Raw genomic sequence first — 13,535 nt, 5'->3', positions numbered from 1 at the left:
ACCATATGGTGATCTATCCCCCAAGAGATTTTCGGTAAATTATTGATACTGATGTTAATTGTCGATAAACTCAAGCGCTCATTAGTATCGAGCCAATTATGTCTACCATAGAATTCTATAATCAGCATTCACAAGACTTTTTTGCATCAACTGTGAATGCTGATATCAGTGAACTGTATAGCCCTTTCATACAGCAAATACCCTATGCTGGCAGAATTTTGGATGCTGGCTGTGGATCTGGCCGTGACAGCAAAGCCTTTATGACGCTGGGTTATCAGGTAACGGCCATAGATGCCAGTGCTGAATTAGCCAAAACAGCTTCTGAGCATATAGGCAAAGCTGTGACTGTGTGTCAATTCGATGATATCGACCAGCAGCTAACCTTTGATGGGATCTGGGCCTGCGCCTCATTGTTACACGTTAAAGCCCACGTACTACCTCATACCTTCCGCACTCTTAGCAACACCTTAATTAACGGCGGCATATTCTATTGTTCTTTTAAATATGGTGATAAAGAGCGCGAGCACAATGGCCGCTTTTTTACAGATGCCAACGAAACCTTATTACAGCAATGGCTCTATGATACAGATTTGGTCATCCAGCAATCTTGGATAACTGCAGATGTGCGCCCAGATCGTGAAAATGAAAAATGGCTCAATGCCATCTTAATTAAAAAACAAAAATAGAGATAAGCACAGATGACGTTAGCACATGGACCCGTATTAACCAGTGGCGGTAAGGAAGACCCCTTTTTACCTAAATTACTCCAAGCCATTAACCGCGCCACCAGCATTGAAATGTCTGTGTCTTTTATTCAGCGCTCTGGGCTAGAGTTAATTATTGATGCACTCACAGATGCACTCTCTCGCCAAGCGACTATCGCCATCCTCACCTCTGATTATTTAGGCATTACCGATCCCGTCGCCCTGCGGCAATTAATGATATTGCAGGCCCATGGCGCTAAGACCAAAATTTTCACATGCCAAAGTAATCAAAGCTTTCACATGAAAAGCTATATTTTTGTTCAAAATCAAAATAATAACTTACTCTCTGGCTGCGCTTACATTGGTTCCAACAACATCAGTAAAGCCGCATTGACCCATGCGTTGGAGTGGTGTTTACGTCATGACTTAATACAAGGCCATGACAGCAGCGACTTTGGTCATATACGGCAGCAGTTTTCAACCCTCTTTAATCATCCACAAGTATCTGACATTTCAAACGAGTACATCACTGATTACATAGAAAGGCGCAAAAAAATTAAGCCGCCATTAATGCTAGTGTCTGAGCAGCAGCCTAGCGAGCCTACGCCCAATGAAGCGCAGTCCCAAGCATTAGCAGCCCTGGCAGATAGCCGTCAAAATGGCAATAAAAGCGGTTTAGTGGTGTTAGCCACAGGCATGGGGAAAACCTGGTTAGCCGCCTTTGATGTACAGCAATTTAACGCCAAAAAAGTGTTATTTGTAGCCCACAGAGAAGAAATTCTGCTGCAAGCAGAACGCACCTTCAGCCAATTACTGCCAACAAAAACAACGAGTCATTTTAACGCCACAAACAAAAACACAGCCGCCGATATTGTCTTCGCCTCTATTCAAACCTTAGGGAAAAAACACTATCTTGAGAAGTTGCCAGTCGATCTATTTGACTACCTGATTGTCGATGAATTTCACCATGCGGGTGCCAGCAGTTATCGTGCTTTGTTAGCCCACTTTTCACCGCGATTTTTATTAGGACTTACCGCAACGCCAGAGCGTACCGATCAAGCGGATATCCTGTCATTGTGCGATAACAACCTAGTGTTCGAGCGCAATATTATTGATGGCATTGAAGCAGGTATTTTAGTGCCATTTCAATATCATGGAATAAACGATACTACAGTTGACTATAAATCATTGCCTTGGCGAAATGGTAAGTTTGACCCTAAAACATTAGAAAACCAATTTGCCACCAAAAAGCGGGCCGATCATGTGTTTAAGCATTGGCAAATTCATAAGCAGCAGCGCACCTTAGCTTTTTGTGTCTCCAAGGCCCATGCTGACTTTATGGCAACTTACTTTAATAACAAAGGCATTAAAGCCGAGTCTGTTCACAGTAACTCTAAGATAAGACGCGCCGAAGCCCTTAACATGCTCGATTCGGGTGTAATTGAAGTGTTATTTTCAGTGGATTTGTTTAGTGAGGGCACTGACTTACCCTCTATCGACACCATTTTAATTTTACGGCCAACAGAATCGAAAATTTTGTTCCTGCAGCAGTTAGGCCGTGGCCTTCGCACCTGCGTTGAAACGAACAAAACCTATGTCAGCGTCATAGACTTTATTGGCAATCACATCAGTTTTCTTAATCGCCCTATGGCGCTATTGCAGACAACCAATCCCAATGAAGCCATTAAAAAATTAACCACGCCACAAGTGGACCCTAAGTGCCTTATTAATATTGATCCAGAACTCATCAACTTTTGGCGACAACTTAAGCTTGATTACACAAAGGCTGATGAGCAATATCAATGGCTTAAAGATGATATTGGCCATCGCCCCACTGCAACTGAGTTTTTTCATAGTGGATTTGACTGGCAAAAACTCACTGTGCAGCAAGGTAGCTGGTTTGAGTTTGTCATCAAGCAAGAAACCAACGACCCATTAACACAGCAACTCACACCCCTATTGGCGTTTTTAGATCGCGGCGTTGAAAAAGCCAAAATGAGTAAGTGTTTTAAAGCCATTTTACTTAAAGCTTTTATTGAGCTGGACGGAATAAACACGCCGCCGGACATAGATGCGTTAGCCATGAAAAGCTGGCATGTGTTTAAGCGCTACCCACATCTATGGGCGCAAGATGTTAAAGCCACACTGCAAACTATCGAAGCTGACTCCCCTAAGTGGCAAAAATATTGGTTAGACAACCCCATCACCTTTTTGTGCAAGCAAGATAAAGCCGATACTCAGGCTTGGTTCAGTCTCAATGAGCATACCGTCAGTGCTAATATTACTGAGGCATTAACTGCGCAACAGCAAGGATTTTTGCTTGATTGTATGGCAGAGCTAACCGATTTACTGCTAGCAAGGTACAGTCAGCGAGCTAAGTCACAACCTAAATTGAAACAAGATGATAGGGATATACCGAACAACCTAAGCCAGCTTAAGTTAAGTCCATCTACAACAGAAGATGCAGATGTTAAACCAAAGACTAAGATAGCTTTTTATCCTGAACTTAAGATTGCCTGTGGCCATTTTAAAACCGGCAGCAATGAAGCGGTAGAAACACTAATTCTGGGCGACAGCATAGGCTCGTTGGATCCACAAATACACTTTATCGCCCCCGCCAGCGGCCACTCTATGGATGGCGGAAAGAACCCAATACAAGACGGTGATTTACTGCTACTGGAACGGGTAACACCTGTCAATGCAGGCTCTATCACTGGTCAAATCATGGCCATAGAAATTCAAGACGCCGCAGGCGACAACCAATACTTACTCAGAAAAGTGGCAAAACTACCATCAGGAAAATACCAACTCAAAGCCCATAATCCAGACTATAAAGACTTATTGGCCAATGAAAACATGCAAACCTTCGCGAGATTCAAACGCATCATCAGCCAAGATGAAATAAGCCAATCGAACTAAAAAATAGCTAATTGAAAACTATGAGCAAAGACAGCAGTATTAAAATTAAATCATGAGTTGCTCGTTAAATTTTTTAACTAAAGCAATCAGCAACAATGAAACAGGGCTTAAACTTATTCCAACAAAGGTTAGGTTTATCACCGCAATTAGATAGAATCCTTTTGCATAAATGACGAGTGCCCCAATAAAAATCGCTAATGCAAACCCAGCCATAAGAGTCAGTGATTTTAGTAGATCCTTAAGCCCCATGGTTAAAGCCAAGCGTTTGGCAATTTCAACAAAGGGCCGGTAATCAAGCCGTACAATTTCAGACTTAGCTCTTGTTCGAAGGTAAGCCAAAACAATCACCACGAAAGAAAGCAATATGGGTATGGACACCAGCAGCTCTATTTCTTTACTTGCATTATTTTTTAAAGAGAAAAATGCACCAATGCCAGCTAAAAACAACGAAGGTAACAGGCTAAAAGCCACACACTTTTTAAAAAAGCCCACATCGTCATTTTTCACTAATAAACAAGTGCGGCTCATTGGATTTAAAAAGCTAAACCAAATTGCTCTACCCTGTGCATTAATCCGGCGTCTAACATCATCAGCTGAGTCTTGCATTGCAATTGTAAAACTGCTCATTAAGCCATCCAATAATTTTAAATCTTAATTTAATCAATCCACTTAGGATTAAACAGTTTATTTAACGCTATGAATATATTGGATATATTGGCTATAATCAATTCAATATTGTCCTTATTTAACGGCAATTCTCTACCATCAGGTAAGGTAATCGCCCCACCGGCCGCAGCGGTTTGCAGGATCATATCTGTGCTCTTCGCGCTTCTTGCAATACCCATTTCAAACTCACTAACAGCAGCCTTATAATTAGCTGAGTAAAACATAGCCACCCATTTTTCTTACCTTAAATAATACCCTCTCAGGTGCGCTGTGACGATATCCTTTTGGCTATCTACTGCTGGTTAACCACGAGATGTAAAGCTCAAAAATAGTGAAAACTAGTGCGGTGATCCATCGAAGCTAGCAATGGAACTAGATATGAGTATGTTGCGGACGCTGTTATCAGGCTCAAGCTGGAATGAAGGATTTTATGCTGTTAATGCGTTAGGTGTTTAACCGCACAGCCAACGCTGGCAGTTGGCGGCGCTTTGTCGCCGCTTTCGCTCTAGATGTTCACAATATTGGCTTAAGGCCTGTAGTGAACCCACCGCACCTTTAAATAAATGGCCAAAGTCTTCAGTGATTTTAAGCCAGTTTTCAGCGGGAATATTGAGTCTATCCAGTATATGTTGGCTGCAGTGACTGATTGCGCCCCGCTTGTCTCCCCTAATAATTCTGCCCGTGTCTTCTACTAAAATGAGATAATCTTTTGCGCTAAACATCAGTCCTTTGGGCATATTGTCACGTTCATTGCCTAAGAATGGCAGCAATTCCTTTGGTTGCTCACCTTTCAAGGCTGATTTGATACGCCTTTGAATACCTGTGTAATCAGAAGCTTCTGGGGTGGCTGTCATCTTGGCACGAACGGGGTTGAGGTCAACATAGGCCATGCAGGCAAGCACTGCGGCTTCATCAAGCAAAGCCTGCGATTTAAAACGCCCTTCCCAGAATCTGCCAGTACATGAATCTTCCTTATTGGCCATTCTGGCTATCGGCTCACACAAGGCGCGCATGAACCAACTAATATCTGTAAGGCGTTCACGGTATACCGCTACTGAGTCCAGTACCGTGTTAAGTTCAAACTCATCTAGGGTTTCATCTTTGACATAACGCTGGGTTAACAAGGTCCCCTTAAAGCCTTTATGCCATTGAATCAGCACTTCTTTATCAGACCATAACTTAGCTTGTTCTGCATCAACCCTAAGCACAATATGCAGATGATTTGACATCACGGCATAGGCACAAATGTCCACTGAAAAAATGGTCGCCAACTGAAACATGCGCCCTTCTACCCAACCGCGCCTATGCTCAAAGTTCTCACCCGTGCTGTCATCTATCCCGCACAAGAACGCTTTTCTAACTACCCTCGAGCAACAATGATAATACGGCGTATCATCCAAACTGACTATGGTTTTCCTTGGTCTGGCCATCATCTAATACCGATAAAAAAATGATAACTAAAGCGTAGTCAAACGGTCGCTATTTCGCCAACAATCTTGGGTGGCCATGTTATTCGTTTTCCTTGGTCTGGCCATCATCTAATACCGATAAAAAAATGATAACTAAAGCGTAGTCAAACGGTCACTATTTCGCCAACAATCTTGGGTGGCCATGTTATTCTTTTTTTATGAAAGAAATGGGCCATGGCAAGACTGTAAACCTGTGGCTTAGTGTCTAATTCTTCACGATTTAGCTTATAAACTCACAGAAACCACCAAAACTATCGAGCCGAACCATGTCAATTTGCGAGAAGACCGTCCATCCCATGGCCGCTCTCTGGCATCCATGCCATCGCGGCATTTGTGAGTCCCTTCACATCAGACGAGATGTTCGAGCCCTCATGGATGAGTTTACGGCGTGTCGATGAGTGAAGGCCATGGCAAGGCTGTACGCCATGATTCCAAGTTATTTTATCTTGCTGTAAAACGCTTTAATAAAAAAGCCACTCACTTTCGCTTGTGGCTTAATCTCAATTTTTCAAAGCTCGCTCTAATCTGTGCTATTTAGGTGTTTAACCTTTCAATCCCCTATCCACCATGGCCTTGGCATCGGCAAGCAGGGTGTCGAGGTGAGCTTGGCTGATAAAGCTTTCGCCGTAGAGCTTGAATAGCGCTTCGGTGCCTGAAGGTCTGGCGGCGAACCAGCCGTTGGCTGTGGTCACTTTAATGCCGCCGATGGCGGCATTATTCCCTGGTGCGTGGGTGAGGATGGCGGTGATGGCCTCCCCTGCAAGCTCGGCGCTTCCTTCATTGGCATTACTATTGGCTTCTGAGAAGCTTTCAGCGGTGAGTTGCTCAAACTTGGCTTTTTTCTTAAGGCTAATAGGGCTATCAACCCTTTGATAGAAGCTTTCACCAAATTTTGCGGTTAATGCCTGATAACGCTCTGCTGGGGTTTGCCCTGTGACCGCAAGGATTTCTGCGGCCAGTAGCGCCATGATAAAGCCATCTTTATCCGTGCACCAAGTGCTGCCATCACGTTGCAAGAATGCGGCGCCGGCACTTTCTTCGCCGCCAAAGGCCACTGTGCCGTTTGCAAGACCGTCCACAAACCATTTAAAGCCTACGGGCACTTCATAGCAGTCGCGCTCATGCATAGCGCAGACCTTGTCTATCATGGCACTGGATACCAACGTCTTGCCGATGGCGACATTGCTTGGCCACTCTGATCTATGGGTGAGTAAATAATCGATGGCAACCGCTAAAAAGTGATTGGGGTTCATCAATCCAGTGCCTGGGCAAACGATGCCGTGTCGGTCGTAATCGGGATCGTTACCCACGCACAGATCAAACGCATCCTTGTGGGCTAAAAGCCCTGCCATGGCATAAGGGGATGAGCAGTCCATGCGAATTTTGCCGTCTTTATCCAGCGGCATAAAGGCAAAGGTTGGGTCAACGCTGTCATTCACTAATGTGATGTCTAAGCCGTAGTGCTCGGCAATGGGCTGCCAATAATGTATGCCTGAGCCGCCTAGTGGGTCAACGCCGATGCGAATATTGGCCTTTTTAATGGCCTGCATGTCGATAACCTTGGCTAAATCAGCCACATAGGGGGTGATAAAGTCCACTTCGTCTATCCAAGTGGATGCCAATGCCGCGCCGTAATTAACTTTTTTCACGCCGCTTAATTGATTGATTAAATACTCGTTTGCCTTGGCTTCGATACCTTTTGTGATCTCAGCTTCAGCCGGGCCGCCGTGGGGCGGGTTGTATTTAATGCCGCCGTCTTGAGGCGGATTGTGAGACGGAGTAATGATCAAACCATCGACTAATTCAAGTGCATTCTCAAGTGTATTCTCAAGTGTATTAGCAGCCTGAGTGTCGCTGTTGTTTAACGGATTAGCACGACTATTGGCTGCACTATTGGCACGAACAATCGCCTGAGAAATCACTGGCGTTGGGGTAAAGCCATCGAGCTGTTGTACTTTGACCTTAACTTGGTTGGCCACTAATACTTCAAGCACAGATAAATACGCCGCGTAAGACAGGGCATGGGTGTCAAAGCCCACCAACATGGGGCCGGTAATATTGGCATCTTTGCGATAGTCCACTAAGGCTTGAGTAATGGCCCAAATGTGGTTTTGATTAAAGCTTGAATTTAGCGCGCAGCCCCTGTGGCCTGAAGTGCCGAAGGTGACTTTTTGGCTCACGTCCAGTGCATTGGGAATTAAGCGGTAATAATGGCTCATCAACTTGGGGATATTGACTAACTGTGATGGATGAGCCGGCTTCCCTGCCCCTGCATGTATTGCCATGGTGTTACTCCTTCAAACGAATGAAATGCTCATATATGAGCGGTTTCAAAACAGATTACTCAGCAATTTTGTCACAAATGCGGTCTGATATCGCTGTGGCTAAAGTTTCATCGCAGTGCAACTTAGTGAGCACTTCGATTAAAATAGCCTGCTTTTTCGCTGTGTTGTTATTGGTGGTCACCCAGTAACCTGTGGTGCCGATTTCTTTGGGGTTTGCCGAGGCGCTTGAGGCCAATAACTCATCTTTTGAGCGGGCAAAATACAAACGACCTTTGCCTTGCACCAATAACACTTTATTGAACTGACTTGGCGCCATTGCGGCTAACCCTGCCAGTAACCACATAAAGCGGCCCACGGCGCCTTTTTGCTGACTGAGCAAATGCTCATTCACTAAGGCATTAAAATCCATCACGCTTCGATTAGGACTAAGGTGCTCTGAATGCACTTGAGCAAGGGCTTGCGGCTCACTTCTGTGGCCTTCAAGCTGCCCTGGCTGATAGCCATTATGTGGTGCTTTAGCCTGTAGCTGCCCGCTTGGTTCGGTTGGCACAGCTGGGGTACTGGACGCGACGTTGTTACCATGAGTTTGGCTTGGGGCCGCAGAGCTGATGCTGGCTTGGCTTGATGCCACTAAATTGCTGGCTTGATGATGGGCCACATCTAAGCTGGGTTCATCGATGGCACTAGGCTCAAAGGGGGTGACTTGGTTCACTGGCAAAATGAGCAAACGGCGTAAAATATCCGATGCACTTTCACCAATTCGCTCTGTCTTACTTGCGATAAAACGATAGAGCTCTTCATCTACCTCTATGTATTTCATAACCTTATTCCTTTGCACCTGGGCCTAGATGTTGTTGCGTTGTACGCCAGAATCTAGACATTACTGAAAACGATCAATTAAATGATGGCCAACCGATCAGTTTTGATCGCCTGCCAGTGTATGCCAACTCACTGTAAAGGTTAAAGTCTAAATGATCTTAAATGGGGGCTTTTTTACATTTTCAGCTTACAATTGCTGCAAAAAACATCATTTAATTTGCAAAATGCCTTTATATATAAGCTTTACCAAGCACTGGCTTGAAATTAGGCCAGTATATTTGGCACACTGCCACGGCGATTCTTACAATCGAAAAATAACTTACTCTGGGTACTTGCAAGGCTCGGCTTAACATTTATTTCTATCCAAAGGGTTCTCAATGCATTTTGTTGTCAGTGGCGAAGGCCAAGCAGTTGTTCTCATTCATGGATTATTTGGTGACTTAGATAATTTAAAATCCTTAAGTGCTGAGCTTGAAAAGACCCATCAAGTTATTCGCGTTGATGTGCCAAATCATGGCCTCAGCGAGCATTGGCAGCAGATGGACTATCCACTGTTAGCTGAAGCCATTATTCAATTACTCGATACCTTAAATTTAAGCTCGGCGCATTTGGTAGGCCACTCCATGGGCGGAAAAATCGCCATGGCAACGGCACTTTTGTATCCACAGCGCATTGATTCGATAGTCGCTGCCGATATTGCCCCGGTTGCCTATCCTCCAAGACATCAAGCCGTGTTTGCCGGCTTAACCAGCTTAGATTTAGCCAACACTAATCGTAATCAAGCCCTTAACCATTTAACTCAGGCGGGGATTGATACTGGCACTGCGCAGTTTTTACTTAAAAGTCTGCGCCGCGCTGAGACAGGTTTTAGCTGGAAAATGAATTTAGACGGTTTAATACGCTGCTATGACAAGTTGATCGGCTGGAGCATTACAGCAAAGCCCTACACTAAGCCTTGCTATATGATCCGCGGCGGAGATTCAGATTATGTCACCGCCGAGCACAAAGATGCCATAATGGCGCAGTTTCCACAGGTGCAAGCAAAAACCATTAATGGCACAGGCCATTGGTTACATGCGCAAAAACCTGAAATTTTTAATCGATTAGTGGCAGATTTTATTCGCGCTCAAACATAAGCGAATCCCCGTTTTTGTGAGCCGATTTTGCCCTAAGTCACTCAGCTGTCAGCCTTCGTTGACAGCGGGAAATCAAGCGCGAATGTAAATTTGGCACAATATTGCTCATATTCGCGCTAGCATATAGCCCCTATCAGCACTTTATGCTATATTCTCGCCTCTTTTTTTAGCCTTGCGAATGTGGCGTATGTCACACCTTAGGCAGAGGTTGACAGCATTGGGATGCTGACCGATGTTTACCTTAGGCTAAAGGCAGTTATCGCACTGTGCTTACGCAGTTGAGGAAAGAGTTAAATGTTGAACCAATATATGGATCAAATTGAAGCTTTAGGGCTAAACCTGTTTTTTGCAGCGATATTTTTCTTTATCGGCATGGCCATCCACGATGTGCTAAAGCAAGGACAAGTGCCCAAGTTTGGTCGCTTTATTGTTTGGTTAGTATTATTTCTTGGCTGTGCCGGGTTTATTGCAAAGGGTATTATTCAGATGACCTGGGAAGGCTCAGGGATCGGTTAACTAAACATAATGGCAAAAGAAACAACAGACAGAACCACTATCGACCTTTTTGCCTCTGAAATACGTCGCGGACGTCCGAGAAGTAATCCACTGACTCGGGAACAGCAGCTTAAGGTCAATAAACGTAATCAAATTCAGCGCGACCGTGCCAATGGATTAAAACGAATAGAGTTAAAGGTGTCACAAGATTTATACGACGCCTTGAATCAACAGGCTCAGGCAAGTAATATCAGCCGCAGTCAGCTCATCGAATTAATTTTGCAGCAACAAGTGAACGGCTGAAGGCTTTTTTCAGACATCGCACACAGCGAATTCAATATTTAAAGGATAGACAATGGCAACTGTAGGTCTTTTTTTCGGTAGTGACACTGGCAACACCGAAGCCGTAGCCAAAATGATCCAGAAAAAACTGGGCAAGCAGATGGTTGATGTTAAAGACATCGCCAAGAGCACTAAAGAGCAAATCGCTGAGTTCGATATGCTGCTTTTTGGTATTCCCACTTGGTATTACGGTGAAGCACAATGTGACTGGGATGACTTTTTCCCTGAACTTGAGCAAGTTGATTTTACTGACAAACTCGTGGCCATTTTCGGCTGTGGCGATCAAGAAGATTACGCTGAATACTTCCTCGATGCCATGGGCATGGTCGGTGACATAGTTCAAGCCCGCGGCGGCATTATCGTCGGCCATTGGCCAACTGAAGGCTATGATTTTGAAGCCTCTAAAGGCCAAGTGGATGATAAGCACTTTATCGGCTTAGGCATAGATGAAGACCGTCAACCCGAACTTACTGAAGCTCGCGTTGATGCCTGGGTTAAGCAAATTTATGAAGAAATGTGCTTAGCTGAGCTTGCTGATTAATCCCAGCTTACCCGGTACATATACTGGCTTATTATTTGTCTGGCCTTGCTAACGAATTAACATTTTCGACAGCAAGGTGAATAGAGCAATAATAAAATCGTTAAAAAGCGGCTTAGGCCGCTTTTTTATCGCTCCTTCCTCGCCTACGGGCGTATAGGTGACATTTTATGAACTCGACTACTGCCAGCCGCTGGGACATCTTCTGCCTAGTGGTGGATAACTTCGGCGATATCGGCGTCACCTGGCGCCTTGCCAAACAGCTGCACAGGGAATATGGCATCCATGTCACCTTGTGGGTCGACTGTTTGGCAAGTTTTGCTCATATTCTGCCGGCCCTCGATTGCAAGCTCAGCTCCCAGCATTTTGATGGCGTGACCATTAAACTGTGGGATACGCCCCTAAGCCAAGAATACCAAGCTGGCGATGTATTGATTGAAGCCTTTGCCTGTGAGTTACCCGACGCTGTCAAAAATGAACTTAGCCGCCTTAACGCCGCCAATAAGCCAGTGCCTGTATGGTTAAACCTTGAGTACCTGTGCGCCGAAGCTTGGGTTGATGGCTGCCATGGCTTGCCGTCCATGCAAGCTAATGGCTTAACCAAACACTTCTTTTTCCCTGGGTTTAGTGAAAAAAGTGGCGGGCTTATCTGTGAGCAAGATTTATTTGCTGAGCGCGATGCCTGGCAGGTCGATCAAAACAATAAACTCAACTTATTTAGTCAACTTGGGCTAACGGGTATTGATGCTAACGACACTGTTATCAGCGTCTTTAGCTATGAAACCCCAGCACTTGCTGCCCTGTGTGAAATGTGGCAGCAAGGGTCCCATAAAACCCATGCGCTTATTCCTAAAGGCCGCAGCCTAAACAGCTTAACGACACTGCTTAATTGTGACGCCCAAGATATTATGCCCGGTCAGCAATTTAGCTTAGGCAATTTGACCATTCATATCTTGCCAATGACAGATCAGCAAGGCTACGACAGACTGCTTTGGTCGGCGGATTTCAATATTGTCCGTGGTGAAGATTCCTTTTTACGGGCCCAATGGGCAGCAAAACCCTTTATTTGGCACATATATCCTCAAGAAGATGACTATCACCTGGTAAAATTAAGAGCTTTTCTGGAAATTTACTGCGATAATCTGGCTCCTGAATTGGCTAATCACTGGTCTGAACTTAATATTGCGTTCAATACAGGTGAGTCAAACTCAGTGCTAAGGCACTGGAAAAAACTAAATTCTGTTGATTTGTCCTTGTCTCAAGATGGGCAACACCATCTAAAACAATGGCCAATTGACGCTTTAAATGACGCGGATCTCGCTACTCGACTGATTAATTTTGTCAACAGCAAATCGAGCCGCGCTAAAATTGAAAAACCGAAAATAGGAATATAGTAATGAAAACTGCTCATGAAATCCGTCCTGGTAACGTGATCATGTTAGATGGCAGCCCATGGGTTGTGCAGAAAACTGAAACAACTCGTTCTGGCCGTAACGCTGCTATCGTAAAATTGAAGTTAAAGAACGTGCTACTTGATTCTGGCACTGAACAGACCTTCAAAGGCGAAGACAAGATGGACGTTATTGTTCTAGAACGTCTTGATTGCACTTACTCTTACTTTGCTGATCCTATGTATGTATTCATGGATGCGGAATACAACCAGTACGATGTTGAAGCAGACAACCTAGGTGATGCTGCGGCCTATATCATCGACGGTATGGAAGAAACTTGCCAAGTGACCTTCTACGAAGGCAAGGCAATTTCTGTTGAATTACCGACTCATATCGTTCGTGAAGTGATCTACACTGAGCCTTCAGCTCGTGGCGATACTTCAGGTAAAGTGATGAAGCCTGCAACCATCACGGGTGGCGGCACTGTGACTGTGGCTGACTTCGTTAAAGTTGGCGACAAGATTGAAATTGACACTCGTACTGGTGAATTCAAGAAACGCGCTTAATCGCCGACTTGTTCCATCCGTAGACTAAGCCAGCCTATGCTGGCTTTTTTTATGGGCGTGAGTTGTTAGTCGTTAGTTGTTAGCCGTTAATCGTTAATCGTTAGCCATTCACTTTTAACCATTCACCATTATCTAGATCCTAGATTTTAAGATCCTTCTCCTTATTCTTTCATCGCTAATCCGCAATCCGTAATCCGTAATCCGT

The 13,535-nt window shown here is 44.7% G+C and carries 13 protein-coding genes; 8 read left to right on the top strand and 5 right to left on the bottom strand.

Going from position 1 to position 13,535, the window contains the following annotated elements; genetic code table 11:
• The first annotated feature begins 98 nt into the window (after positions 1-98).
• Together H5073_RS14495 and H5073_RS14490 are read left to right on the top strand one after the other, a co-directional pair.
• Entirely contained in the window at positions 99-686 is a 588-nt protein-coding gene (locus H5073_RS14495) for a bifunctional 2-polyprenyl-6-hydroxyphenol methylase/3-demethylubiquinol 3-O-methyltransferase UbiG (protein ID WP_182680278.1), read from the top strand.
• Between the two features lie 12 nt (positions 687-698).
• Entirely contained in the window at positions 699-3,623 is a 2,925-nt protein-coding gene (locus H5073_RS14490) for a DEAD/DEAH box helicase family protein (protein WP_182680277.1), read from the top strand.
• 45 nt (positions 3,624-3,668) lie between these two features.
• Here H5073_RS14490 and H5073_RS14485 read toward each other — a convergent pair whose 3' ends face one another.
• The 5 genes from H5073_RS14485 to seqA all read right to left on the bottom strand — a co-directional run bounded on the left by H5073_RS14485 (position 3,669) and on the right by seqA (position 8,863).
• A complete protein-coding gene (locus H5073_RS14485) occupies positions 3,669-4,250 on the bottom strand; it encodes a hypothetical protein (RefSeq protein WP_182680276.1) in 582 nt (193 codons plus the stop codon).
• 29 nt (positions 4,251-4,279) lie between these two features.
• A complete protein-coding gene (locus H5073_RS14480) occupies positions 4,280-4,519 on the bottom strand; it encodes a hypothetical protein (protein ID WP_182680275.1) in 240 nt (79 codons plus the stop codon).
• 222 nt (positions 4,520-4,741) lie between these two features.
• A complete protein-coding gene (locus tag H5073_RS14475) occupies positions 4,742-5,719 on the bottom strand; it encodes a transposase (RefSeq protein ID WP_182680299.1) in 978 nt (325 codons plus the stop codon).
• Positions 5,720-6,300: 581 nt separating this feature from the next.
• A complete protein-coding gene (gene pgm / locus H5073_RS14470; protein WP_182680274.1) occupies positions 6,301-8,043 on the bottom strand; it encodes a phosphoglucomutase (alpha-D-glucose-1,6-bisphosphate-dependent) in 1,743 nt (580 codons plus the stop codon).
• A gap of 55 nt (positions 8,044-8,098) precedes the next feature.
• Positions 8,099-8,863 carry a replication initiation negative regulator SeqA gene (gene seqA, locus H5073_RS14465; protein WP_182680273.1) on the bottom strand — a complete coding sequence of 255 codons (765 nt, stop codon included), beginning with the start codon at positions 8,861-8,863 and terminating at the stop codon, positions 8,099-8,101.
• A 376-nt stretch (positions 8,864-9,239) separates the two neighbouring features.
• Between seqA and H5073_RS14460 the strand changes: the two genes are divergently transcribed.
• The 6 genes from H5073_RS14460 to efp all read left to right on the top strand — a co-directional run bounded on the left by H5073_RS14460 (position 9,240) and on the right by efp (position 13,330).
• Positions 9,240-9,998, top strand: a complete 759-nt coding sequence (locus H5073_RS14460; protein ID WP_182680272.1) for an alpha/beta fold hydrolase — start codon at positions 9,240-9,242, stop codon at positions 9,996-9,998.
• Between the two features lie 294 nt (positions 9,999-10,292).
• A complete protein-coding gene (locus H5073_RS14455; RefSeq protein ID WP_182680271.1) occupies positions 10,293-10,514 on the top strand; it encodes a DUF2788 domain-containing protein in 222 nt (73 codons plus the stop codon).
• Between the two features lie 9 nt (positions 10,515-10,523).
• The gene (gene ybfE / locus H5073_RS14450) at positions 10,524-10,796 is read left to right on the top strand and encodes a LexA regulated protein (RefSeq protein WP_182680270.1); all 273 of its coding nucleotides are present in this window, start codon (positions 10,524-10,526) and stop codon (positions 10,794-10,796) included.
• Positions 10,797-10,848: 52 nt separating this feature from the next.
• A complete protein-coding gene (fldA, locus tag H5073_RS14445) occupies positions 10,849-11,376 on the top strand; it encodes a flavodoxin FldA (protein ID WP_182680269.1) in 528 nt (175 codons plus the stop codon).
• Between the two features lie 167 nt (positions 11,377-11,543).
• Positions 11,544-12,767, top strand: coding sequence for an elongation factor P maturation arginine rhamnosyltransferase EarP (gene earP / locus H5073_RS14440; RefSeq protein ID WP_182680268.1), 1,224 nt, complete (start codon positions 11,544-11,546; stop codon positions 12,765-12,767).
• Positions 12,768-12,769: 2 nt separating this feature from the next.
• Entirely contained in the window at positions 12,770-13,330 is a 561-nt protein-coding gene (gene efp / locus H5073_RS14435) for an elongation factor P (protein WP_182680267.1), read from the top strand.
• Positions 13,331-13,535 lie beyond the last annotated feature (205 nt).

The organism is Shewanella sp. SR44-3 (genome assembly GCF_014163735.1).
In the GTDB taxonomy this organism is placed as follows: Bacteria; Pseudomonadota; Gammaproteobacteria; order Enterobacterales; family Shewanellaceae; genus Shewanella.
This window is presented reverse-complemented; position numbering and strand designations above follow the sequence as displayed.

Coding starts and splice junctions, on each gene's coding strand:
- H5073_RS14495 (WP_182680278.1), top strand. CDS start 99: ATGTCTACCATAGAATTCTATAATCAGCATTCACAAGACTTTTTTGCA.
- H5073_RS14490 (WP_182680277.1), top strand. CDS start 699: ATGACGTTAGCACATGGACCCGTATTAACCAGTGGCGGTAAGGAAGAC.
- H5073_RS14485 (WP_182680276.1), bottom strand. CDS start 4,250: ATGAGCAGTTTTACAATTGCAATGCAAGACTCAGCTGATGATGTTAGA.
- H5073_RS14475 (WP_182680299.1), bottom strand. CDS start 5,719: ATGGCCAGACCAAGGAAAACCATAGTCAGTTTGGATGATACGCCGTAT.
- pgm (WP_182680274.1), bottom strand. CDS start 8,043: ATGGCAATACATGCAGGGGCAGGGAAGCCGGCTCATCCATCACAGTTA.
- seqA (WP_182680273.1), bottom strand. CDS start 8,863: ATGAAATACATAGAGGTAGATGAAGAGCTCTATCGTTTTATCGCAAGT.
- H5073_RS14460 (WP_182680272.1), top strand. CDS start 9,240: ATGCATTTTGTTGTCAGTGGCGAAGGCCAAGCAGTTGTTCTCATTCAT.
- H5073_RS14455 (WP_182680271.1), top strand. CDS start 10,293: ATGTTGAACCAATATATGGATCAAATTGAAGCTTTAGGGCTAAACCTG.
- ybfE (WP_182680270.1), top strand. CDS start 10,524: ATGGCAAAAGAAACAACAGACAGAACCACTATCGACCTTTTTGCCTCT.
- fldA (WP_182680269.1), top strand. CDS start 10,849: ATGGCAACTGTAGGTCTTTTTTTCGGTAGTGACACTGGCAACACCGAA.
- earP (WP_182680268.1), top strand. CDS start 11,544: ATGAACTCGACTACTGCCAGCCGCTGGGACATCTTCTGCCTAGTGGTG.
- efp (WP_182680267.1), top strand. CDS start 12,770: ATGAAAACTGCTCATGAAATCCGTCCTGGTAACGTGATCATGTTAGAT.